The following is a 20,110-nucleotide window of genomic DNA, read 5'->3' as shown; positions in this document are numbered from 1 at the left end:
CGCGCGCCGCCAGCGCGGATCACGCTGCGCACGGTCGCAACGCCTCACGCAATCATGATCGAATCCACACGGGCATGCGCGATCAGTCGATCTGACTCGGTCCTGCGGTCCCTGCCTCCGCCTTGCCCTGCACCAACGTCACCGTAATCGCGCGTGGCCGGGTCAACACTTCCGGCTGCAGGATCTGGTCGAGCTGCTCCGGCGTCAGAAGTTTCCTGGCCAACACCAAATCGTAGACGCTTTCGCCCGTGACCAGCGCCTGCTGCGCGATCTCGGTGGCGTTGGCGTAGCCGATATAGGGATTGAGCGCGGTGACGATGCCGATCGAGTTTTCGACGCCGCGGCGCAGGTGCTCGCGGTTGGCGGTGATGCCGTTGACGCATTTGTCGGCCAGCGTCAGGCAGCCGGCGCGCAGATGATTGACGCTCTTGAACAGGCTGTGCGCGATGATCGGCTCGAACGCATTGAGCTGCAACTGGCCGCCCTCGGCCGCAAAACTCACCGTAATGTCGTTGCCGATCACCTCGAAGGCGATCTGGTTGACGACCTCGGGAATCACCGGATTGACCTTGCCCGGCATGATGCTGGAGCCCGCCTGCATCGGCGGCAGGTTGATCTCGTTTAACCCGACGCGCGGACCTGAGGACAGCAGCCGCAGATCGTTGCAGGTCTTCGACAGCTTGACGGCGACGCGCTTGAGCACGCCGGAAAGCTGAACGAAGCTGCCGCAATCCTGCGTCGCCTCGACCAGGTTCGACGCGGTCACGACCGGAATGCCGGTGACGGAGCGCAGATGCCGGCACACCAGACCGGCATAGTCCGGGTGCGAGTTGATGCCGGTGCCGATCGCGGTCGCGCCCATGTTGATTTCGCACACCAAGAGCACGGCTTCCTTGAGCCGCTGCTCGTCTTCCCCCAGCATGACGGCATAGGTGGAAAATTCCTGCCCCAGCGTCATCGGCACGGCGTCCTGCAACTGGGTGCGGCCCATCTTGATGATGTCCCTGAACTCGTCGGACTTGCGCTCGAACGCCTCGCGCAGCACCGCCATCGCTTCGACCAGCCGCATGATGCCGCCGTAAGCCGCGAGCTTGAGCGCCGTCGGATAGACGTCGTTGGTGCTCTGGCTCATGTTGACGTGCTCGTTGGGGTGCAGGAATTTGTAATCGCCCTTGGGCCGGCCGAGCAGCTCCAGGGCGCGGTTCGCGATCACCTCGTTGGCATTCATGTTGGTGGAGGTGCCGGCGCCGCCCTGAATGACGTCGACCACGAACTGGTCGTGCAATTCACCCGATCGCACTTCCTCCGCGGCGGCGACGATGGCGTCGGCGAGTTTGGCATCGAGCAGTCCCAGTTCGCGGTTACTCTTCGCCGCGGCGATCTTGATCGAGGCCAGGGCCGCAATGAGATCCGGATAGATCGAGATCGGGGTGCCGCTGATCGGGAAATTCTCCACCGCCCGCAAGGTGTGGACGCCGTAATAGGCCTCTGCCGGAACATCGCGGTCGCCCAGGAGATCGTGCTCGCGTCGCGTCGTCATCGGGGGGACCTTTTCGCCGGAGTGTCTGGGGGCTTGATAAGATCAGGAGACGGGGGATCTTCCTAGTGTCGGCTTCCACACCAGGCCGTCATACCCCGCGCATGCGGGGTGTCCAGTACGCCGCGGCCTACCCCCGTCATTGCGAGCGCAGCGAAGCAATCCATTGCGCCGCATGCGGAGAAATGGATTGCTTCGTCGCTTCGCTCCTCGCAATGACGGTTGAACATGATTTCACGATCTCGCGGCACGATATGCCCGAGCTTTGCCAGAAATTCCTCGCCCTCGAAATAAGAGGGCGCAGGGAAGACCGGGTGCGCGCTGCACCCGCGGTCTCGCGTGCGGTTTGCACTAAGTAGGCTGCACACGAGCATACAGGGCAGCGGAGAACACCCGGCCTTCCCTGCGCAATGGCTTTACGGCTTATGCCGTGATCTCCCCGGAGACGAGTTCTTGGTTGACTCCGTCGCTGCCGTTTCCGCTTGCGCTTATCCGACAGCTTGACGCCGGCAACGGGCGCCAGGACCACACGGTTTTGCCGTACGCCCGTCCGCGCCGTCGTCTCAGCGCAAACCAGCGTCCACCGCAACCCGTCCAACATCCGTGACGACGGCCGACGCCCTTCTGAGTAGGACGGGATGGCCAAACACATACCCTCGATTTTCATTCTGGTAAACAGAAATTTATTTTATTTTGGGGCTTGACACGACTTCCGAAAACCAGAACCTATTTGCCAGACGCGCAGACGGGCAATCGAGTGTCGCGACCAGAGACAGATGGGGGAGACGCAGATCGGAGGAACCCTGTTCAGATCTACTTGACCTGAATAGCTCCAGAAGTATCGCTTGCAAGCAAGTTACTCTCGTCCAGCGGCAAGTGTCGCCGCTTTGCGCGTCACTCGCTCGGCTTCGATTTCCGCAACAAGAGCGGACGGCAGTTGAATATTTGCTTGGACCCATTCCCACAATCTATCCCCCTCGGCGAAGTGACTCTGACGCAGTCGAGGGGTTCGTAGAGACGTGTCATTAAAATGGGATTCTGGTACGCGAAGGTGAACGTTGATTGTTCATGCCGATAGTGATGGTCAGTGAACGGAAAATTCCAGTTCAACAAGACGCTCTGCAACTCTTCGCCTCGCTTGCCTTCCATCGTCTGCTCAAGATTACTTTGCAGGTTTTCATGTCTGGTCGGCCTCATGGCCAAGGCTTCACGGCGGGAATACCTCGGCAATCCGTCATCCTCTCTGTCGCCCACGTACCGCACTTCCAATGCTTGCGCGAGCCGCCTGACTGAAAACACAACCTGATCCAGCTTGAACAGATCCTCGGGGTTTCTTCCATACCCATAAAGCAGGTAGCGATTGTCAGCATCTCCGTCCTGATACAGGCGACGAATAAAATCGACTACGGGTTCTTCGCGCCACATACGTTCCGGCATATTCTCAGGCCGTACGAATTGAGAGATCAGCAGTTCCGGAGCAAGCGGCCTCACCGCTTCGTACAACCTTTCTATGTTATGGCTGAATCCGCGCGACGATCGTCCATTCATGAGAAGCACAGCCTTGAAGTACTTCTCGAGGCAATGGACGGCCAACCAGAAGAAATCAACATTCAACTTCTGTTGGAAACACCATCTGGCCAGGGTGTAATTATCATCGGCCGTAGAGATAAAGAGTTCCCTTACTACGCTATGCTTTTCGGCATAAAGGTCTGGAAAATCATAGGGCATTGTCTATTCACTTTCCCTCACCCAAGAATGACCGCCCCGTTTTCGCGGGAGCGGTCTATTCGCGATCAAACTGCGTCGTGGACCATGCGACGAGACTTACCAGGGTAGGCAGCCTTGTCCTTTGGCGATAGGGAAGCGTAGTCGGAGTTATGTGGGCCTTGTGGCCCAAATTTGAAGTGCCACAGTTTTCTAACCACCCCCAGTCCGCACTAGGCTCCGCAGGCCATGTCGTACCCTTCGACCGATACCCCGCATGGCCCCTCTTCCCCTTACTCCCCCATAAACATGGCTGTCCCAAATCCCCCTCGAACGGTTAAACTCGCGCAGGGCCGCGCGGGGACAGGCGGCCGGAGCCAATTCCATGACGCCGTTGAGCGACGAACCGCTTTCGCAGGCCATTTCCGTTTTGCTGGTCGAAGACGACGCGCCGACGTTGTGGCGGCTGCAGGATGCGCTGACCAAGGCCGGATATCAGGTGCGCGCGGCGGCGACGCTGGCCGAGGCAAGGGCCGGCCTGGCGCAGGGTGCGCCAAAGGTGCTGCTGACCGATCTGCAATTGCCTGACGGGCATGGCATCGATCTGATCCGCGAGACGCGCCAGCGCTTTCCCGACACCGAAATCATGGTGATATCGATCCTCGGCGACGAAGAGAGCGTGATCTCGGCGATCACCGTCGGCGCCACCGGCTATTTGCTCAAGGACGCGTTTCCGACCGACATCGCGGCCACCGTCCGCGACCTCGTGGCCGGGCATTCGCCGATCTCGGCCTCGATCGCGCGTTTCATCGTGCGCCGGACCCAGAACAATCCAGAGCCGCCGCCCGGCCCGCCGCTCAACACCGCCAAATTGACCCCGCGCGAGATCGATATCCTCTGGGGCATTGCCAAGGGTTTCAGCTACGCCGAAATCGCGGGCCATCTCGGCCTGTCGCGGCAGACCGTGCCCGGGCACATCAAGAGCATCTATCGCAAGCTCGAAGTGCACACCCGGGGCGAAGCGGTGTTCGAGGCGGTGCAGCAAGGCCTGATCCGGCTGTGAGCGAGGACGCCGCAATCGAGGCTCCTCCCGGCGAGGTGCGCCGACGGCTGCAGCTCTCCCGCCTGTTGCAATACGTGCTGCTGCAGCTGCTGATCGCCGCTGCCTGCGGCTTCATCCTGCGACAGCCGCTGCCCGTACCGCCCCAGAGTTTTGCCGTGACCGAGTTCAAGCTGAGGCAAGGCGACACCGAGCGGTCTGTCACGTTGCCGCACTTCGCCAGCGCGCGGTCGCTTGCCGACGATCAGCCAACCTATTCCGGCCGGTTCACATGGCCTGCCGAGCAACCGCCGCGCGCCTGGTCGATCTACCTGCCACGCTTCACCAATGCCGCCGAAGTCGCCGTCAACGGCGTCGTGGTGCTGGACACGAGGCGCGATCCGGTCGCCAACCGGCCTGACCGCTCCACGCCGCAGATCGCCGTGATTCCGTCGGCGCTGCTACACGGCGGTTCGAACGAACTCACCATTCGCGTGCTGGTGTGGGGCCCGATCTCGGCGTTTCTCGACACGCCCTACGTTGGACCTGACGATGTCGTTCGTCCCTATTACGACCGGCGGGCGCTGCTGTTCGTCACGTTGCCGATCGTGTTTTCGGCCTGGCAGGCAATCCTCGCAGTGATCCTGACCATCATGTGGGTGATGCGACGGCATGAACCGGCTTACGGCATGCTGGCGGCGGCGATGGCCGTCGGCGTCCTGCAGGCATTCCTGTCGACACCGATCGATAACTCACCGTACGCCGGCCTCAACGCCATTGCGATCGCCTCCGCGCCGCTCGAGAGCGGGCTTGTGCTGGCCTTTGCGATCCTGTTCTTTGGCCGCAAATGGCCGCGCTGGGGCGCGCTGATCTTTGCACCCGGCGTGATCCTCGCCATGACCGGGCTGATCAGCGGCCAGGCCGCGGTCCGGTCGCTGTATCTTTTCATCGGCACGCCGACGGTTGGACTTTGCCTGATCGCGATAGCGGTCATCGCCGGGAATGTGGTGCTGCGGCGGCAGGACGTCGCCAGCATCCTCTTGGGCTGCGCGGTCACCATCGTGCTGACCAGCTGGATCCACGACATGCTCTCCGTGCTGCAGATCGTCCCTGATAGACGCATCTTCTTCTCGCGATTGTCCTATTCGGCGATGCTGGTGGCGATCGGCGCGGCGCTGACCTGGCGGTTCGCACGCGCGCTCAACCAGGTCGACAGTTTTGCCGGCCGGCTCGTCACCCAGGTGCGCGAGGCCGAAGACAAATTGAAGGCCAGTTTCGCCCGCGAAGAAGAACGCGCCCGCGCCGCAGCATTGGCCCGCGAGCGCACCCGGCTGATGCGCGATCTGCACGATGGCCTCGGCGGCCAGCTCGTCAGCATCGTGGCGCTCAGCGAACGCGGCAATGATGCGAGCGCTGGTATCGGCGACGCCGCCCGGGCGGCGCTGAAGGATCTGCGCCTTGTCATCGACTCCATGGACGACATCGGCGGCGACCTGATGCTGGCGCTGGGATCGTGGCGCGAGCGCGCGATGGCGCAGCTACGCCCGCACGACATCGAACTCGATTGGCTGATAACGCCGCCGGGCCTGCCGGTGCATCCGGAATTGCGGCCCTGGCACGTGATCCAGATCATGCGGCTGTTGGACGAAGCCCTGACCAATGCGGTCAAGCACGCCCGCGCGCGCCGCATCACCGTCAGCATCGAGACGCGACGCGAGCCTGACGGCCTCGATCAGGGCTGCATCACGATTGCGGACGACGGCAAGGGTTTTGCGCTGGCGCCTGACGGCGAAGCGCCAGCCGAGGGCGCCAAAGCGGGACGCGGCCTGCGCAATATGCGAAGCCGCGCCGCCCGCTGCGGCGCCGGGTTGGAAATGACATCCGGCGCCGGCGGAACGCGGGTGCGGCTGACCTTGCCGCACCGCTTTCCCGACAGCGACGCGAATGGTTGAATCGACCGAGCATGAGAGCGGCGTACTTCTCCCTCGCCCCGCTCTTGCGGGGAGAGGGTTGGGGTGAGGGGCTCTCTCCTCCATCTCGATCTATCGATGGACCTGTACCCCCTCTCCCGGATCGCATCTGCGATGCGATCCGACCTCTCCCCGCAAGCGGGGCGAGGTAAAAGGAACATCATGCCTCAGCGCCGCCCGACGCGGTTGACCGGGCCGCCACGATTCCACGCTGTGCCGGGGCGGACACCGACGCCGCGCGCGCCGACGCCAACCACGCCGACGCGGGGCGTCGCGACCACGGCGGCGGCCACCGGCGTCGGCCGCACCACGCAGCCCTGCGGCACGCCCACCGTCTTGCAATAGACCACCGCCGCCTGGGCCGAGCCGGTGCCTAGCGAAAGCGCAGCCACGGTCGAAAGCGCCGCCGCGGTCAGACCGGCGCTCAGCCATCCAGAATTCCTCAGCATGTAACCTCTCCTGATTTTGCCGTGCAGCCTTGCGATGGACCGACCGGTCACCGCAGCCGACGCGGAAAGGTACTTGGGCCAGACCGGCGTGCGGCAACATCCCATGAAGATGGTGTGTCGATGTCGCGGGGCGCTTGCAGGGGAATTTTCGCTGCCATGAACATGGCATGGACCGCGCAGCCGGCCTCGACGAGTTTCCGCGAACTGTCGTTCAATCCGTCAACGCCCCAGCCAAGGTGATCCATGAAAAAGTCAGTTCAAAAATCCACGCCTGCCGCAACTGCCCTCGTCTCGCTGATCTTTCTGATCGCCGGCAGTGGGGTGGTCTCAGCCCAATCCGGGCCGAGCCGCGAAGAACAGATGGCTTGCCGTTCCGACGCCGGGAAATTCTGCGCCGAGCATATCGGCAAGCCGCCGCAGATGAACGCCTGCCTCCGCGACAACAAGTCGAAGCTCTCCGACCCCTGTCGCAGGGTGGTGGAATCGCGTGGCGGATAGGTGATGCGATCCGGATCGGAAGGTAACGGATCGATCAGTCCAGATCGAACAATCTGATCCGCGGCGTCCCGACCGGCTCGGCCGCAAAGACCTGCCGCGGCTCGGTCTCTTCGCGGACCTTCTCCTCGACCTCGCGAAGCTCCTGATCCTGCCGCGGCCGGCGTCGTTCAACCCAGTGCTGACGACGCTCGGCCTTGCGCTTCTCCTCAGTGGCGCGTCTTGCCTCTCGCCTGATATCGGCGTCGCGTGACTTCACGTCGGCATCGCGCGCCCTGACATCGCTGTCGCGCGTTTTGGCAAAAGCGGCTTCGGGCGTTCTGATCGGCTCAGGATTTGTCTTTTCAGACGTTGCCGCCTGCGTCACGGGTGCGGCGGTCGTCGGCTGTGGTGACGCTGCGGGCGGCGTGCTCGCTGCAGCTCCCGCGGGCTGGGCCTGGGTCGAGGTGGTCGTGACGGGTTCGTTCTGTGGCTGGGTCTGCGCTGCATTCGGTGCGACCGCCGCCACGTTCGGTGCCGGTTCCGAAGCCTTCGCCGGGATCGGCTTCTCCGACATCCGCAGCTCAAGCTTGCTCGTTTCGATCCTGGGCGCATGCGGGCTGACGATGTTCGAAATCAACATGCCGCCGCCAAGGCCCGCGACAACAGCCGCGACCACGGTTCCCACGCCTGCAAAATATGCCGTCGAAATGCGCATGGTTCGGCTCCTTGATCCACGCGGGAAAACGCGCTGATAGGGCCGATGTTCCGATATGGGAAAATGTGGAAACGATGGAACCGGCGGCGTGGGCTGCGGCCGCCGCAATCGCTCAGATCATGGAGGCTACTTTTTCGAGCCCGATGATGCGGGCGAGCGAGCGCACTTCGCTCTTCTGGTCTTCGCGCAACTGGAACAACAACGGCATCGCCGCCGATTTCAGTTGCTGGACTTCTTCAGCATCGGGATCGATCGGAATGCCGGCCGCCGAATTGGGATCGGCCTGCCGCTTTGCGTGAATCTTGCGGGCGACAGCCTTCAACGCGGTCTCCACCGGCGGCCAATAAGATTCCTGCGAGGCAGAAAGCTTGAGGCGCTCCTTGATCCCGGCGATCTGGATGTCGCTGAGCAGCGCGTAATTCTTTTGCGGGGCCGGCTTGGCGGCGGCTTTGGGCTTGGGCGGTGCGGCAGCAGGCGCCATAGCGGGTGCGGCGACTTTCGGAATTCCGAGATCGGCCGGCCCGGTCGAGGCATAGGCCTGGCGCAGCGGCTCGCTCAGCACGGGCGCGGCCTGCGGCGGTTCGAACGCGGCCAGCGCCATTGTCGCGATGGCGAGCTTGTCCTTCTTGCTTTCCTTGTTGGAGACCGGGTTTTGGACCGCGGCCGGTACGGAGGCCAGTTCGTAATGCGCGGCGAACAGGCTGTCGCGGCCGAGAATTGCGGTGGCGGCGGCGGCGACCACGAGAAAACAGGTCAACGCAACGATCGTAATGACTTTGGTCAACAACGTCTCCATTCCGCCGATCCCGGAGCCTGTCGGCTCCAGTCTTTAATATTTTGACGCGTTTCTTGACGCGAACCGGTATCCACCTCGCTCGAAAACGCTACCGAGGATGCCCGAAAACTGGACGGTAATTAAGGCTTTACCATGCCGCTCAAGGGGTTAGTGCCCCCGGAAAAGCGCGAGATTCGCGTCGAATCGGCAAAAAATCAGGCCGCCGCGGCCAGATCATAGGCTTCCTGGATGTCGGCCACGATATCGGAGGCCTCCCAGAGCGCATCGGGGGCGACCGAGCGCAGGCTGATGGTCCAGTTGCTTTTGCCGGTGCGGGGCATGCTGACGATGTCGAATTCGACATTGCGGCAGAGCGGATGCCGGTCCAGCGCGCGGGTCACCCGCCACCTGATTTCGTCGATGGTGGCCGGGGTTTTGGCATAAAACTGATCGAAATCCATCTTGCGCCCCCTTATTTGCGGATCGCCCGGCCGTGCGGCCGGCTATCCTGTGGTTCTATTGTTGGGGCGGATTTGGTTAATGGCCCGTTAATCCGGGAACGGCACGGGAAACAACCCTGCATGGCGGAAACAACTCAGGAAGCGACGACCGCCACGAACGGGCCGTCGGTCCGCGCCGCATTGCTGGCGGCCGCGGGCATTTCGATCGGCACGCTGCTGCTCGCGACCTTCGAATTGTCGATGGCCGAGTGGCCGTCCGGCTTTGTCCTGCTCGGCATCCTGCCGCTGACGGCGCTGGTGTTCTTCGGTTGCTGCCTCTGGACGGCGACACTGCTGCTTCGCATCCCACGGGGCGGGACAAAATTCGCGATCCCGTTCCTGATGTGCGCGGCGACGCTGGCGCTGCTGGTCTACGCACCCTTGCAGCAAGTCGCGCTGCAGCGGAATTTCCACTGGCACCGCGCCGACCGCGAACGGATCGTGGCCCGCGTCGAAGCCGGCGAGCTCAAGCCGAACGTCCCCTACAACAAATCCATGATCGCGCTGGGCGCAACCGAGCCCAACGTTTCCGCCGGCGGAAACGACATCGTCGTCGACACGGCCAAGGACGGCACCTACGTGCTGTTCCTGACCTCGCGCGGCCTAAAACACTATTTCACCGGCTTCCTGCACGTGCCGCCGGGCAGCGATCCCAAAGACTTCTTCGAGTTCGACGACAAGCCGCCGAGCCAGCTCGTTCACTACGACAAGAATTGGTATTTTGTGGCGAACTAGGTGATCTGGATTTTCGCCGTCGCAGCGCGGTACTCCGCAAGCGTCTGTGCAACGAGTTCATCGACGCCAAGCACTTCCGTCACCCCCGAGGTGGAATGCCCGGCGCTCCAGATGTCTTTCCAGCGCTTGGGGCGGCTTTCGCGCGCGCCGATGTCGATGTCCTTGCCGATATCGATGGCGCCACGCGCCGGCAGATCGTCGGGATCGAGGCCGGCAGCTTCGATGGACGGCCGCAGCATGTTGGTCTGCAAGCCCGTGAAAGCCGTGGTCAGCAGAATGTCGTCGGCGCTGCTGGCGACCAGCATATCCTTGTATCTCGGATCCGCCATGCTCTCGCGCGTGGCGATGAACCTGGTGCCCATGTAGGCGAGGTCGCAGCCAAGCGCCTGCGCCGCGCGCAAGGCATGTCCGTCGCTGATGCCGCCCGCGAGCACCAGCGGCCCGTCGAAGAAGCCGCGCACCGCACGCACGAACACGAACGGATTGAGCCAGCCGGTCTGGCCACCCGCACCTGCGGTCAGCAGTACGAGGCCATCAGCGCCGGCAGCGACCGCGCGTTCGGCGTGGCGGATGCTGGCGACGTCGGCGAAGACAAGCGCGCCGGCATCATGCAACGGCGCCGCGACCTGTGCCGGCGATCCGACCGAGGTGATGACGATCTCGGGCTTGTGCCGCAGCAGCACCGCCAGGTCCTGCGCCAGCCGCGCATTGGAGCGATGCACAATCAGGTTCGCGCAGATCGGCGCGGCGGGCTTGCCGCTCTCGTCCGAATGACGCTGCAAACGGCCTTCGATCTCGCCGAGCCATTCTTCGAGTTGTTCGTGGCTGCGGCAATTCACCGTCGGGAACGAGCCGATCACGCCGTTGCGGCATGCGGCGACCACAAGCTCGACGCCGGAAACGAGAAACATCGGCGCCGCGATCAGCGGCAGGCTGAGACGATCCTGAAAGCGCGCGAGAAGATCGGTTGTATGCATCATCGCAACTTGAGCCGTGGCCTTGGTGTGCTAGCGGCTTTATTTTTTTGACGCGTTTTCTTCACGCGAACCGGTATCCACTTCGCTTGAAAACGCTATAGGATCAACATTGGCATGATCGAGAGCCAAATACAAAAGTTGCGGGAGGAATTTTGAGATGAGCAATCCGCTGTACGCGTCTCCGGTTGCTTGCGAACAGACGCTGCGGGCGCTGGCGCGTTACCCGGAGCGGACCGCGTTCAGCTGGCCCGGCGGATCGATCACCTATCAAGGCACGACCGACCTGATCGGCCGCATTCAAGCCGTGTTCATGCGGCTGAACTTCGAGCCCGGTACCCGCGTCGCTTTCCTCACCGCCAACCGCGCCGACGCCTGGTGCGCGGGCGTCGCCGCGCAATTGTCGCGGCTTTCGATCACCTGGCTGCATCCGCTGGGCTCGCTCGACGATCAGCTGTTCCAGCTGGAGGACTCCGAAGCGCAGATGCTGGTGGTCGACGGCGTCACCTTTCGCGATCGCGGCGGCGAACTCGCGGCCAAGGCCACCGGTCTGAAGACCGTGTTCACGCTCGGGCCCGCCGATTACGGCGCCGACCTGCTCGCCGCGGTCGAGGCTGCCGGCAGCGCCACGGCACGCTGCTTTGCCGGCCTCGACGATATCGCGACCCTGAATTACACCGGCGGCACGACCGGCAAATCCAAGGGCGCATTGCGATACCACCGCGAACTTGGCGGCTCCGCCAGCGCAATCCTCGCGGACTTCGAAATCCCGAATCGGCCGAGCTATCTCACGGTGGCACCGATCAGCCATGTCGCCGGCACCAAAGTGCTGCCGACGCTGATGCGCGGCGGCACCGTGCACATGCTGAAGGGCTTCGATCCCGAGGCCGTGTTCAAGACAATCGAGCGCGAGCGCATCAATTTTACGCTGTTCGTGCCGACGATGATCTACGTGATGCTCGATCATCCATCGCTCGACAGGACCGACCTCTCCTCGCTCGAATTGCTGCTCTATGGCGCATCCGCAATGTCGCCGAGCCGCCTCGTCGAGGGCATCGAGCGGATCGGGCCGGTGTTCTCGCAGCTCTACGGCCAGACCGAGTGCTATCCAGTGTCGGTGCTGCGCAAGGCCGACCACGATCCGAAGGCGCCGGAAATGTTTACGTCCTGCGGATTCCCGATCTCGGCGTGCGAGGTCAAGGTGCTCGACGACAACGACCAGGAGGTTGCGACCGGCGAGGCCGGCGAAATCTGCGTGCGCGCGCCGCATGTGATGGCCGAATACTGGAAGCGGCCGGAGCAGACCGCCGAAGCGCTCAAGAGCGGCTGGCTGCATACCGGCGACATCGCTCGCAAGGACGAGCGCGGCTATATGTTCATCCTCGACCGCAAGAAGGACATGATCGTCTCCGGCGGCTTCAACATTTTTCCGCGCGAGGTCGAGGACGTCTTGTCGCAGCATGCCGACGTCGCGATGGTCGCCGTGGTCGGCGTGCCCGACGACAAATGGGGCGAGGCCGTCACCGCGGTGGTGGTGGCGCGCGAAGGTGCGAAGCCGAATGCGGATGAGTTGATCAATCTCGTGAAAACGAAAAAAGGCTCGGCGCATGCGCCGAAGCACATCAAGTTCGTCACGGAGTTGCCGATGACCGGCGTCGGCAAGGTCGACAAGAAGGTGCTGAAGGCAGGCTTCTGGACCGGCCGCGACCGGATGGTGGGGTAAATTTCCGGCTCACGCCAGCAACTGATCGAGCCGTTCGCGCAACTGGTCCTGGTGATAAGGTTTTGCAAGCCGCGGCAGATCGAGCTGCGCGCCTTCGGGCAATTCGGCATAACCTGTTGCCAGCAGGATGGGCAGCGACGGGCGCACCTGGCGCGTCGCTGCCGCGAGTTCAATGCCGGTCATCCCGGGCATCACGTGATCGGTCATCATCAAATCGATCGGCTGCTCGCTCCTGAGAATGTCGAGCGCATGCAGGCCGGAATTGGCGCCGATCACGTGGTGACCGAGGTCTTCCAGCATCTCCATGGTCGACATGGCAATCAGCGGATCGTCGTCGACAAACAGGATCACGGCCGAGCGTTTGGTGCCTTGCGTCGCCGGCGCCGGAGCCTCGACCTCCGGTGCGGCGGTAGCTATCGGGAGTATCAGCGTCGCGCTGGTGCCTTTTCCGACCGCGCTTGCAAGCCGCAAGGCGCCACCGAGTTGCACCGCCAGGCCGTGCACCATCGACAGGCCAAGGCCGGTGCCCTTGCCGAGTGGCTTGGACGAAAAGAAGGGTTCAATCGCCCGCTCCAGTGTCTCTGATGTCATGCCGGTGCCGGTATCGACGACGGACAGCCTGAGATAACGGCCAGGCTTCAGCACCGCATCCCTGGTGATCTTCTGCTCGTCCAGCCTGATGTCGATCGGACCGCCGTCGGGCATCGCATCACGCGCGTTGATCGCCAGATTGAGGATCGCAAGCTCAAGCTGGTTGGGATCGATACGCGCCGGAGGCAGGCCGTCCTTGATGTCCAGCCGCACTTCCACGCGCGGGCCGAGCGAGCGTTCCAGCAGGTTGGTCATATCCTGAATCAGCGAACGGAGGTCGACCGAGACCGTGCGCAAATCCTGCTGGCGCGCAAAGGCCAGAAGGCGCTGGGTCAATGACGCACCCCGTTCCGCGCCCTGCATGGCGCCATCGACCAGGCGGTGAAGCCGGGGATCGTCGGGCATGCGCTTGCGCAGCAGATCAAGGTTACCCATCACGGCCATCAGCAAATTGTTGAAATCATGCGCCACGCCGCCGGTAAGCTGTCCGATCGTCTCCATCTTCTGCGCCTGGCGTAACTGTTCCTGCGCCTTTTCACGCGCGGCGACTTCCTTCATCAGATCGGCGGTGCGCTGCTCGACGCGCTGCTCCAGTGTCGCCGTCAGTTCCGCCAGCGCGGTGCGTTCGGCGGCGAGTTGCGCGAGCAGGGCCTCGCGCTCGATTTCCGCAACCTTGCGCGCGGTGATATCGGAGCAGACGCCGACCAGCGACTTGATGCTGCCGTCCGGCCACCGTACCGCGCGGGCGCGGGTGTCCACCCAGTGCTGCGAGCCGTCCGGCCAGATAATCCGATATTCGATGCGGTAATCCCCACCGGTCTTGATCGCCTGATCGATGGCTTCAAGACGGCGCTCCCGGTCGTCGGGATGAACCGCAGCCGACAAATCCTGAAAAGTAAAAGACTCGCCCGGCTTGCGGCCGAAAAAGCGCGCGCAGGTTTCCGATGCTTCGAGTTTGTATTCCGGCAAATGCAGTTCAAGCGCCCCGAGATGACCGGCATTCAGCGCGGTCTGCAGCAGGCCTTCGCTTTCGGTCAGATCGGCGAGGATCGAGCGCGTCTGGTACTGGCGGCGCCTGGCCCGGACCGCAGAGCCGACAATGCTGACAAGCGTCGTCGGATGGAAAGGGCGCTCGATGAAGGTGACATTGCCCAGGATTTGCCCGAGCCGCATCGCATCCGGATTGCGCTCGGGACCGCCACCCTGTCGCGTCAGCAGCACGATCGGGAAATCCGACCACGGCGGCTGGCTGCTCAGCCAATCTACCAATCCCCGGAGATCCGCGGTCTTGATCGCCTCGTCAGCGACGACCGCAAGGCCAGCCCCGCTTTCGATCTCATGGATCAAGCCGGCAAGATCGCTGCAGGTATTGGCGTAATACCCCGCTTCCCTGATGAGCGTAGCGGCCACGGACGAATCGCGCCCGGTCGGTGCGAGAATGACGGCGCGCTCAGACGATGCGCCCGGTTTCACGGCTGCTGCTCCTCGAACAAGTGGCGTTCCTGCAGCAAGGGCTGCCCTTCGTCAACATAAACCGGAACGCCACGCAGAACGCCATGGAAACCGTCCAGCGGTTCACCAATCGTCAGTCCGCGATTGCCGATGCGATATTCGCGAATCGTCGATTCGTGCATGCCGGTACGCTTCTTGATGACCGACATCGCACGCCGCACGCTGCCCAGCGCTTCGAAATAGCGCAGCAGCACAACCGTATCGGCAAGGTACGTGACATCCACCGGCGCCTTCATATCTCCGATCAGTCCATGCTGTGCCACCGTCATGAATGTCGCAGCACCCTGGCGGTTCAGATACTGCAGCAATTCATGTACGTGCAGGATCAGGGAATTTTCTTCGGGCATGGCGGCCTGATAGCCGTTGAGGCTGTCGATCACGACGGTCTTGATCAGGTCGTCATCGACCCGCTTGCGGACGCGATGGGCGAATTCACCGGGGGACAGCTCCGCGGCATCGACCTGCTCGATGAACAGGCTGCCGCTGCGCTGCATTTCCTCGAGATTGATGCCGAGCCCGATCATGCGCGAAAACAACAGCCCGAGCTCTTCGTCGAACACGAACAACGCCGCCCTTTCACCCCGCGCGACCGCCGCGACAATGAAGGTAATCGCGGCCAGCGACTTGCCGGTTCCCGCGGGCCCGAGGATCAGGGTGCTCGATCCCGACTCGACGCCGCCACCCAGCAGCCTGTCGAGCTCCGCGATGCCGCTGGACATCGTGGTTCGCTCAACCGCCCTGCGAAACTCCGAGGCCACCAGCCGCGGAAAGATATTCATCCCGCCGGTCGTGATGGTGGCGTCATGATAGCCGCCGCGAAACTTCACGCCACGATATTTGACGACGCGCGCCCGCCGTCGCTCTGCGCCGTAGGCCGGCGCCAGCTCCTCCAGCCGCACCACGCCGTGTGCCACACTGTGAACGGTCTTGTCCGCAGCCTCGGCGGTCAGATCGTCGAGCAGCATGACAGTGGTATTGAACTTCGCGAAATAATGCTTGAGCGCCAGGATCTGACGCCGATACCGCAGCGAACTTTGCGCCAGCAGCCGGATTTCGGAAAGACTGTCCAGAACCACCCGGGCCGGCCGCGTGCGTTCCACGGCTTCGAATATCTGCTTGGTGGTCTCGCCGAGTTCGAGATCGGACGAATAGAGCAGGCTCTGCTGCTGTTCGGAATCGAGCAGGCTCTCCGGCGGCAACAATTCGTAGATGTCGATACGCTCATCGAGCGCCCAGCCATGGGACGCCGCGCCCTCGCGCAGCTCACGTTCGGTTTCGGACAACGTGACGTAGAGGCACTTTTCGCCGGCGCGCGCGCCTTCCATCAGGAATTGCAGCGCAATGGTGGTTTTGCCGGTGCCGGGCTCGCCTTCGAGCAAAAACAGATGGCCACGCGAAAAGCCGCCGGACAGGATGTCGTCCAGGCCCCACACGCCCGATTTTGCCTTGTCTGTGGGTATTGCAGCTGCGTTCATAAGGCCCCCTAACGGAGGGCAACTCCGGCGATATCAGGGGGTTCCCCGGAGATGGAACCATGAGGGGGAAATTCGGATCACATCCCGCCATTTTCCGGCCAGCAGCCGGAAATTCGTTGGTGACATGGCCAGCGTTGGACGGCCGGCTTCACGGCAAGCGGGGAACGGCGCTCCCCGCCGCAGCGCCATCGCCCGGCCTCATGGCGGTATCAAGCCGCCCCTGCTCGCCTCTCAGCGTGAGCCTTGGTCTTCTCGAAATTATTCGGCACTTCGATATCGACTTCCAGCGTCGACACGGCCGGGCCGCGGTCAAGCTTGACCGTGACCTTGTCAGGATCGAGCTGGATGTGCCGCGAAACCACGGCGAGGATCTCCTCGCGCAGCGTCGCCAGCAGGTCCGGTTGACCGCGCAGGCCGCGCTCGTGCGCCAGCAGAATCTGCAGCCGCTCCCGCGCCACCGGGGCGGTTGCCTTGCGGCCGCTGAACAGGCGAAGCAGATTCATACTCATGCCGCCCTCCGTCCGAGCAATCGGTTCATAAATCCCCTGCGTTCGGCCGGGACGACCATGTCGACGGTTTCGCCCATCAGGCGGCGGACCGCGTCGGTATAGGCGCGGGCCGGCGCACTGGCCACATTGTTCAGGGTGACGGGAGAGCCGACATTCGAGGCGCGAAGCACATCCTGGCTCTCGGGGATGATGCCGAGCAGCGGGGTTGCGAGAATTTCGAGGATGTCATCGATGCTGAGCATCTCGCCGCGCGCCGCGCGCACCGGATCGAACCTTGTGATCAGGATGTGCTTGGTCACCCGCTCGCCCTGCTCCGCCTTGACGGTCTTCGAATCGAGCATCCCGATGATGCGGTCGGAGTCGCGCACCGAGGAGACTTCCGGGTTGGTGACGATCACGGCTTCGTCCGCATAACGCATCGCCAGCATCGCGCCGCGTTCGATGCCTGCGGGACTGTCGCACAGGATCCAGTCGAACTTGGTCCGCAGCTCAGCGATGACCCGGCCGACGCCTTCGTCGGTCAGCGCGTCCTTGTCCCTGGTCTGGGAAGCTGGCAGTAACCACAGATTCTCCAGGCGCTTGTCGCGGATCAGCGCCTGCTGAAGCTTGGCGACGCCCTGCACCACGTTGATGAGGTCGAACACCACGCGCCGTTCCGCGCCCATCACCAGATCGAGGTTGCGCAGGCCGACGTCGAAGTCGATGACGACGACCTTCTCGCCGGCCTGGGCCAGCGCCGCACCGAGCGCGGCCGTGGACGTCGTCTTTCCAACGCCGCCCTTGCCTGATGTAACGACCAGGACCTTTGCCATAATTGATCTCCGTAGCCGATTAATTCAGCGGTGTAATTTTCATGGTGTCGCCTTGCAGCCAGGCCTGGGCCGGGCGATTCCGCAGCGAGGCGTCGATTTCTTCAGCAGTCTGGTAGTAGCCGTCGATGGCGAGCAGTTCCGCCTCGATCTTCTGGCAGTAAATCCTGGCCGACGAATTGCCGTTGACGCCGGCCATCGCCCGGCCGCGCAGCGTGCCGTAAACATGGATCGATCCGCCGGCGACGATTTCCGCGCCTGAGCCTACCGAGCCCAGCACGGTGACGTCGCCATCGGTGAAGACGATCGACTGGCCGGAGCGGACCGGGCTGTCGAGCAGCAGTGAGTTCGGCTTCGGCTTGGCCTCGACCTTTTCTTCGGGCTTTTCCACAGGCTCGGTTCGCGTGATGACGCAGGAACGACCGCCGGTCAGCAGCGGCGGCATGCTGGTCGTGAGCTTCTCGGCATCCACGCCCTCGATCCCCAGCACGCGGATGTTGCGTTCTTCCAGATTATTGACGAGGTGGGTGATGGCCGCGCGGCTGAGGTCCAGCGCCGCCAGGTCGAGCACGACAGGCTTGCCGACGAAGAAGCCGGGCGAACGCGCCAGTGTCGCATCGATCTCCTCGAGCCAGCCGAGAATCGGAATCTCCGGCGTGAACACGAAGGCGACATACGAGCGGCCCCGCATGCGAACCAATTGTCGCGTTGCCCCCGCTGTTGCCTGCATGGTGGTCCACCCATTCCTGGTTACTGAATAATTAAGGATGGGACTGATTTGGTTAATGAGTGATTAATTATGACAACTCATTCAGCGGCCGCGTGGCGCCAGAAGAGCGACACGAGAGCTACCCGAAGTTACAATGAGCGGTGGCGGTTAGCAAAAGTGGTGGCAATTTGATCGGTTTGTGCCGGGCCGGATCGGCTGACAACCCGATCGCCCTCGCGTCAACGCCGCTCGATCACCAGGCTCTGGACGGCGCGGCCGAAATAGCCGCTGCTGTCGGCGAGCCGCGCCATCGCGAGGCCCGCTCCGTCGGGGCCGATCCAGGATTCGGCGTCGAGCAGCATCCAGTCGCCGACCGGCTGGCGCGCGAAATTGACCGTGAGGTCGGCATTGAGAAACGTCCATTGCCGGAAATCCAGCACCGCCGAAGTGCCGTTGCAGAAATCCGCGGCCACCATCGCGCGCATTGCCTGAGACACCGCCGCCCCTTCGACGATCGGGCGATCGACGCGATACCAGATCGCGCCCGGACCCGGCACGCCGAACCGGCCGCGGGCGGCGCGCAGCGACATGCCGGTCACGAACGGGCTGGAAGAAAAATCCGCGGGCTCGACCCGCGACTGCTCCGGTCCCGGCAGCGTGACCTGTTCGATGTCCGCCTCCGGCGGCAATTCGTTGGCCTGCAGCTTGATCTTCAAAACAGTGGCGGCGACCACGACGACGCCGTTGGCGCGAAGTTTTACCGCGCAGAGCTGGATCTTGCGGCCTTCGCGCAGAATCTCGGTCTCGATCGTCAGCGGCGCGACCGGCACCGGTCGCATCAGATCCACCGTCACGCGCGCGATCCGCATCGGTACCGGCGTCGGCAACGCTTCCGCCGCCCAGACCACCAACGCCGCCGGCGGTGAGCCGTGCTGCATGCTCGGATCCCACGGCCCCGCCGCGTGGGGGCTGGTGAGGACGCTGTTGCCGTCCACGCGAAAGATAGCGTCCATCAATCAATGATCCCTTGAGAAGGAAAGCGCTTTTCTGCCCGCTCCGCTCGCGCAAGTCGAGGGCTCGGCGGCACAGACCCCTGTGCGCCATTAGCACGCAACGCACCCACGCCTCGCGTCAAATGAAGGCCATGCCGCCGTTGAGGATGATGGTCTGGCCGGTCATGTAGTCGTTGCCGAGCACCATCGCGACGGCCTGCGCCACTTCCGCAGGTTGCCCCATTCGGCCCAGCGGAATATTGCGCGCAAGATCGGTGCGGCCGCGCATCATGTCGGTTTCGATCAGCGACGGCGCCACATTGTTGACCGTGATCCCCTCCTTCACCAGCCGCGCCGCGTACCCTCGCGTCAGTCCCTCCATGCCGGCCTTGGAGGCGTTGTAGTGCGGGCCGATCGCGCCGGCGCCGCGCGCGGCACCGGAGGAGATGTTGACGATGCGGCCCCATTTACGCGCCCGCATCATCGGCAGCACGGCTTGCGTGCACAGGAATACCGACTTCAGATTGACCGTGATGGTGCGGTCGAAATCGGCCTCGGAAAGTTCGTCGACGCTGCGCACGATCGCGATGCCGGCATTGTTGACGAGGATATCGATCGGGCCGAGGTCGCGGGCGACCTGTTCGACCATTTTAGCGACGGAGTCGGCCTGCGACACATCGGCGGCAACGGCGATGGCGCGGCCACCACTAGCCTTGATTTTGGCGACGACCGCTTCCGCATCATCCGCCCGCTCGCGATAATTCACCGCGGTTGCGGCCCCGAGTTCGGCGAGCGTCATCGCAATGGCGGCGCCGATGCCGCGCGAGCCGCCCGTCACCAGCGCGACACGCGCGCTTAAGTCCTGTTTCGTCATCGGTCCCGTCCGTCGCAAAGCATGGATGGGCGTAACGATAT

At 63.2% G+C, this 20,110-nt stretch carries 19 protein-coding genes; 5 read left to right on the top strand and 14 right to left on the bottom strand.

What is annotated here, in order from left to right; translation table 11 throughout:
- Positions 1 to 82 precede the first annotated feature (82 nt).
- Together aspA and JQ629_RS07220 are read right to left on the bottom strand one after the other, a co-directional pair.
- Positions 83 to 1,540: an aspartate ammonia-lyase gene (gene aspA, locus JQ629_RS07225; protein WP_212412080.1), complete on the bottom strand. Its 1,458-nt coding sequence runs from the start codon at positions 1,538 to 1,540 to the stop codon at positions 83 to 85.
- Positions 1,541 to 2,431: 891 nt separating this feature from the next.
- A complete protein-coding gene (locus JQ629_RS07220) occupies positions 2,432 to 3,265 on the bottom strand; it encodes a hypothetical protein (protein WP_212412079.1) in 834 nt (277 codons plus the stop codon).
- A gap of 361 nt (positions 3,266 to 3,626) precedes the next feature.
- Between JQ629_RS07220 and JQ629_RS07215 the strand changes: the two genes are divergently transcribed.
- Both JQ629_RS07215 and JQ629_RS07210 read left to right on the top strand, forming a co-directional pair.
- The gene (locus tag JQ629_RS07215; protein ID WP_212265165.1) at positions 3,627 to 4,304 is read left to right on the top strand and encodes a response regulator transcription factor; all 678 of its coding nucleotides are present in this window, start codon (positions 3,627 to 3,629) and stop codon (positions 4,302 to 4,304) included.
- Entirely contained in the window at positions 4,301 to 6,232 is a 1,932-nt protein-coding gene (locus JQ629_RS07210; RefSeq protein ID WP_212412078.1) for a sensor histidine kinase, read from the top strand. Before JQ629_RS07215 ends, JQ629_RS07210 begins: the two co-directional genes overlap by 4 nt.
- 185 nt (positions 6,233 to 6,417) lie before the next feature.
- Here JQ629_RS07210 and JQ629_RS07205 read toward each other — a convergent pair whose 3' ends face one another.
- Positions 6,418 to 6,699, bottom strand: coding sequence for a hypothetical protein (locus tag JQ629_RS07205; RefSeq protein WP_212412077.1), 282 nt, complete (start codon positions 6,697 to 6,699; stop codon positions 6,418 to 6,420).
- Between the two features lie 243 nt (positions 6,700 to 6,942).
- Between JQ629_RS07205 and JQ629_RS07200 the strand changes: the two genes are divergently transcribed.
- On the top strand, positions 6,943 to 7,197 hold the full coding sequence (locus JQ629_RS07200) for a cysteine rich repeat-containing protein (RefSeq protein WP_249134869.1): 255 nt from the start codon (positions 6,943 to 6,945) through the stop codon (positions 7,195 to 7,197).
- Between the two features lie 34 nt (positions 7,198 to 7,231).
- Here the strand turns inward: JQ629_RS07200 and JQ629_RS07195 are convergent, their stop codons facing one another.
- The 3 genes from JQ629_RS07195 to JQ629_RS07185 all read right to left on the bottom strand — a co-directional run bounded on the left by JQ629_RS07195 (position 7,232) and on the right by JQ629_RS07185 (position 9,127).
- Positions 7,232 to 7,891: a hypothetical protein gene (locus JQ629_RS07195; protein ID WP_212412076.1), complete on the bottom strand. Its 660-nt coding sequence runs from the start codon at positions 7,889 to 7,891 to the stop codon at positions 7,232 to 7,234.
- Between the two features lie 112 nt (positions 7,892 to 8,003).
- Complete coding sequence (locus JQ629_RS07190) at positions 8,004 to 8,675, bottom strand: hypothetical protein (RefSeq protein ID WP_212412075.1); 672 nt, start codon at positions 8,673 to 8,675, stop codon at positions 8,004 to 8,006.
- Positions 8,676 to 8,881: 206 nt separating this feature from the next.
- Positions 8,882 to 9,127, bottom strand: a complete 246-nt coding sequence (locus tag JQ629_RS07185) for a hypothetical protein (RefSeq protein ID WP_192735271.1) — start codon at positions 9,125 to 9,127, stop codon at positions 8,882 to 8,884.
- A gap of 120 nt (positions 9,128 to 9,247) precedes the next feature.
- Between JQ629_RS07185 and JQ629_RS07180 the strand changes: the two genes are divergently transcribed.
- Positions 9,248 to 9,901 (top strand): hypothetical protein, encoded by a 654-nt coding sequence (locus tag JQ629_RS07180; RefSeq protein WP_212412074.1) that lies wholly within the window; start codon positions 9,248 to 9,250, stop codon positions 9,899 to 9,901.
- Here JQ629_RS07180 and JQ629_RS07175 read toward each other — a convergent pair.
- Positions 9,898 to 10,878: an NAD(P)H-dependent flavin oxidoreductase gene (locus JQ629_RS07175; protein WP_212412172.1), complete on the bottom strand. Its 981-nt coding sequence runs from the start codon at positions 10,876 to 10,878 to the stop codon at positions 9,898 to 9,900. The genes JQ629_RS07180 and JQ629_RS07175 overlap by 4 nt on opposite strands.
- Positions 10,879 to 11,035: 157 nt before the next feature.
- Here JQ629_RS07175 and JQ629_RS07170 point away from each other — a divergent pair, with 157 nt between their 5' ends.
- A complete protein-coding gene (locus tag JQ629_RS07170; RefSeq protein ID WP_212412073.1) occupies positions 11,036 to 12,598 on the top strand; it encodes an AMP-binding protein in 1,563 nt (520 codons plus the stop codon).
- Between the two features lie 9 nt (positions 12,599 to 12,607).
- Here JQ629_RS07170 and JQ629_RS07165 read toward each other — a convergent pair whose 3' ends face one another.
- The 7 genes from JQ629_RS07165 to JQ629_RS07135 all read right to left on the bottom strand — a co-directional run bounded on the left by JQ629_RS07165 (position 12,608) and on the right by JQ629_RS07135 (position 20,069).
- On the bottom strand, positions 12,608 to 14,599 hold the full coding sequence (locus JQ629_RS07165) for a PAS domain-containing protein (protein ID WP_349631223.1): 1,992 nt from the start codon (positions 14,597 to 14,599) through the stop codon (positions 12,608 to 12,610).
- Positions 14,600 to 14,658: 59 nt separating this feature from the next.
- Positions 14,659 to 16,176 carry an ATPase domain-containing protein gene (locus tag JQ629_RS07160; protein WP_212412071.1) on the bottom strand — a complete coding sequence of 506 codons (1,518 nt, stop codon included), beginning with the start codon at positions 16,174 to 16,176 and terminating at the stop codon, positions 14,659 to 14,661.
- Between the two features lie 209 nt (positions 16,177 to 16,385).
- The gene (minE, locus tag JQ629_RS07155) at positions 16,386 to 16,685 is read right to left on the bottom strand and encodes a cell division topological specificity factor MinE (protein WP_212036347.1); all 300 of its coding nucleotides are present in this window, start codon (positions 16,683 to 16,685) and stop codon (positions 16,386 to 16,388) included.
- The gene (gene minD / locus JQ629_RS07150) at positions 16,682 to 17,497 is read right to left on the bottom strand and encodes a septum site-determining protein MinD (RefSeq protein WP_192735279.1); all 816 of its coding nucleotides are present in this window, start codon (positions 17,495 to 17,497) and stop codon (positions 16,682 to 16,684) included. The genes minE and minD overlap by 4 nt, the downstream gene beginning before the upstream one ends.
- A 19-nt stretch (positions 17,498 to 17,516) precedes the next feature.
- Positions 17,517 to 18,224, bottom strand: a complete 708-nt coding sequence (minC, locus tag JQ629_RS07145; protein ID WP_212412070.1) for a septum site-determining protein MinC — start codon at positions 18,222 to 18,224, stop codon at positions 17,517 to 17,519.
- Between the two features lie 218 nt (positions 18,225 to 18,442).
- On the bottom strand, positions 18,443 to 19,216 hold the full coding sequence (locus JQ629_RS07140; protein WP_212412069.1) for a thioesterase family protein: 774 nt from the start codon (positions 19,214 to 19,216) through the stop codon (positions 18,443 to 18,445).
- A gap of 118 nt (positions 19,217 to 19,334) precedes the next feature.
- Positions 19,335 to 20,069, bottom strand: coding sequence for an SDR family NAD(P)-dependent oxidoreductase (locus tag JQ629_RS07135; RefSeq protein WP_212412068.1), 735 nt, complete (start codon positions 20,067 to 20,069; stop codon positions 19,335 to 19,337).
- Positions 20,070 to 20,110: the final 41 nt, after the last annotated feature.

This window comes from Bradyrhizobium sp. AUGA SZCCT0222 (assembly GCF_018130205.1).
GTDB lineage: Bacteria > Pseudomonadota > Alphaproteobacteria > Rhizobiales > Xanthobacteraceae > Bradyrhizobium.
This window is presented reverse-complemented; position numbering and strand designations above follow the sequence as displayed.

What these genes read in the sequence shown, in the direction of transcription:
- aspA (WP_212412080.1), bottom strand. Translation starts at nt 1,540, where the DNA reads ATGACGACGCGACGCGAGCACGATCTCCTGGGCGACCGCGATGTTCCG.
- JQ629_RS07220 (WP_212412079.1), bottom strand. Translation starts at nt 3,265, where the DNA reads ATGCCCTATGATTTTCCAGACCTTTATGCCGAAAAGCATAGCGTAGTA.
- JQ629_RS07215 (WP_212265165.1), top strand. Translation starts at nt 3,627, where the DNA reads ATGACGCCGTTGAGCGACGAACCGCTTTCGCAGGCCATTTCCGTTTTG.
- JQ629_RS07205 (WP_212412077.1), bottom strand. Translation starts at nt 6,699, where the DNA reads ATGCTGAGGAATTCTGGATGGCTGAGCGCCGGTCTGACCGCGGCGGCG.
- JQ629_RS07200 (WP_249134869.1), top strand. Translation starts at nt 6,943, where the DNA reads ATGAAAAAGTCAGTTCAAAAATCCACGCCTGCCGCAACTGCCCTCGTC.
- JQ629_RS07195 (WP_212412076.1), bottom strand. Translation starts at nt 7,891, where the DNA reads ATGCGCATTTCGACGGCATATTTTGCAGGCGTGGGAACCGTGGTCGCG.
- JQ629_RS07185 (WP_192735271.1), bottom strand. Translation starts at nt 9,127, where the DNA reads ATGGATTTCGATCAGTTTTATGCCAAAACCCCGGCCACCATCGACGAA.
- JQ629_RS07180 (WP_212412074.1), top strand. Translation starts at nt 9,248, where the DNA reads ATGGCGGAAACAACTCAGGAAGCGACGACCGCCACGAACGGGCCGTCG.
- JQ629_RS07175 (WP_212412172.1), bottom strand. Translation starts at nt 10,878, where the DNA reads ATGCATACAACCGATCTTCTCGCGCGCTTTCAGGATCGTCTCAGCCTG.
- JQ629_RS07170 (WP_212412073.1), top strand. Translation starts at nt 11,036, where the DNA reads ATGAGCAATCCGCTGTACGCGTCTCCGGTTGCTTGCGAACAGACGCTG.
- JQ629_RS07160 (WP_212412071.1), bottom strand. Translation starts at nt 16,176, where the DNA reads ATGAACGCAGCTGCAATACCCACAGACAAGGCAAAATCGGGCGTGTGG.
- minE (WP_212036347.1), bottom strand. Translation starts at nt 16,685, where the DNA reads ATGAGTATGAATCTGCTTCGCCTGTTCAGCGGCCGCAAGGCAACCGCC.
- minD (WP_192735279.1), bottom strand. Translation starts at nt 17,497, where the DNA reads ATGGCAAAGGTCCTGGTCGTTACATCAGGCAAGGGCGGCGTTGGAAAG.
- minC (WP_212412070.1), bottom strand. Translation starts at nt 18,224, where the DNA reads ATGCAGGCAACAGCGGGGGCAACGCGACAATTGGTTCGCATGCGGGGC.
- JQ629_RS07140 (WP_212412069.1), bottom strand. Translation starts at nt 19,216, where the DNA reads ATGGACGCTATCTTTCGCGTGGACGGCAACAGCGTCCTCACCAGCCCC.
- JQ629_RS07135 (WP_212412068.1), bottom strand. Translation starts at nt 20,069, where the DNA reads ATGACGAAACAGGACTTAAGCGCGCGTGTCGCGCTGGTGACGGGCGGC.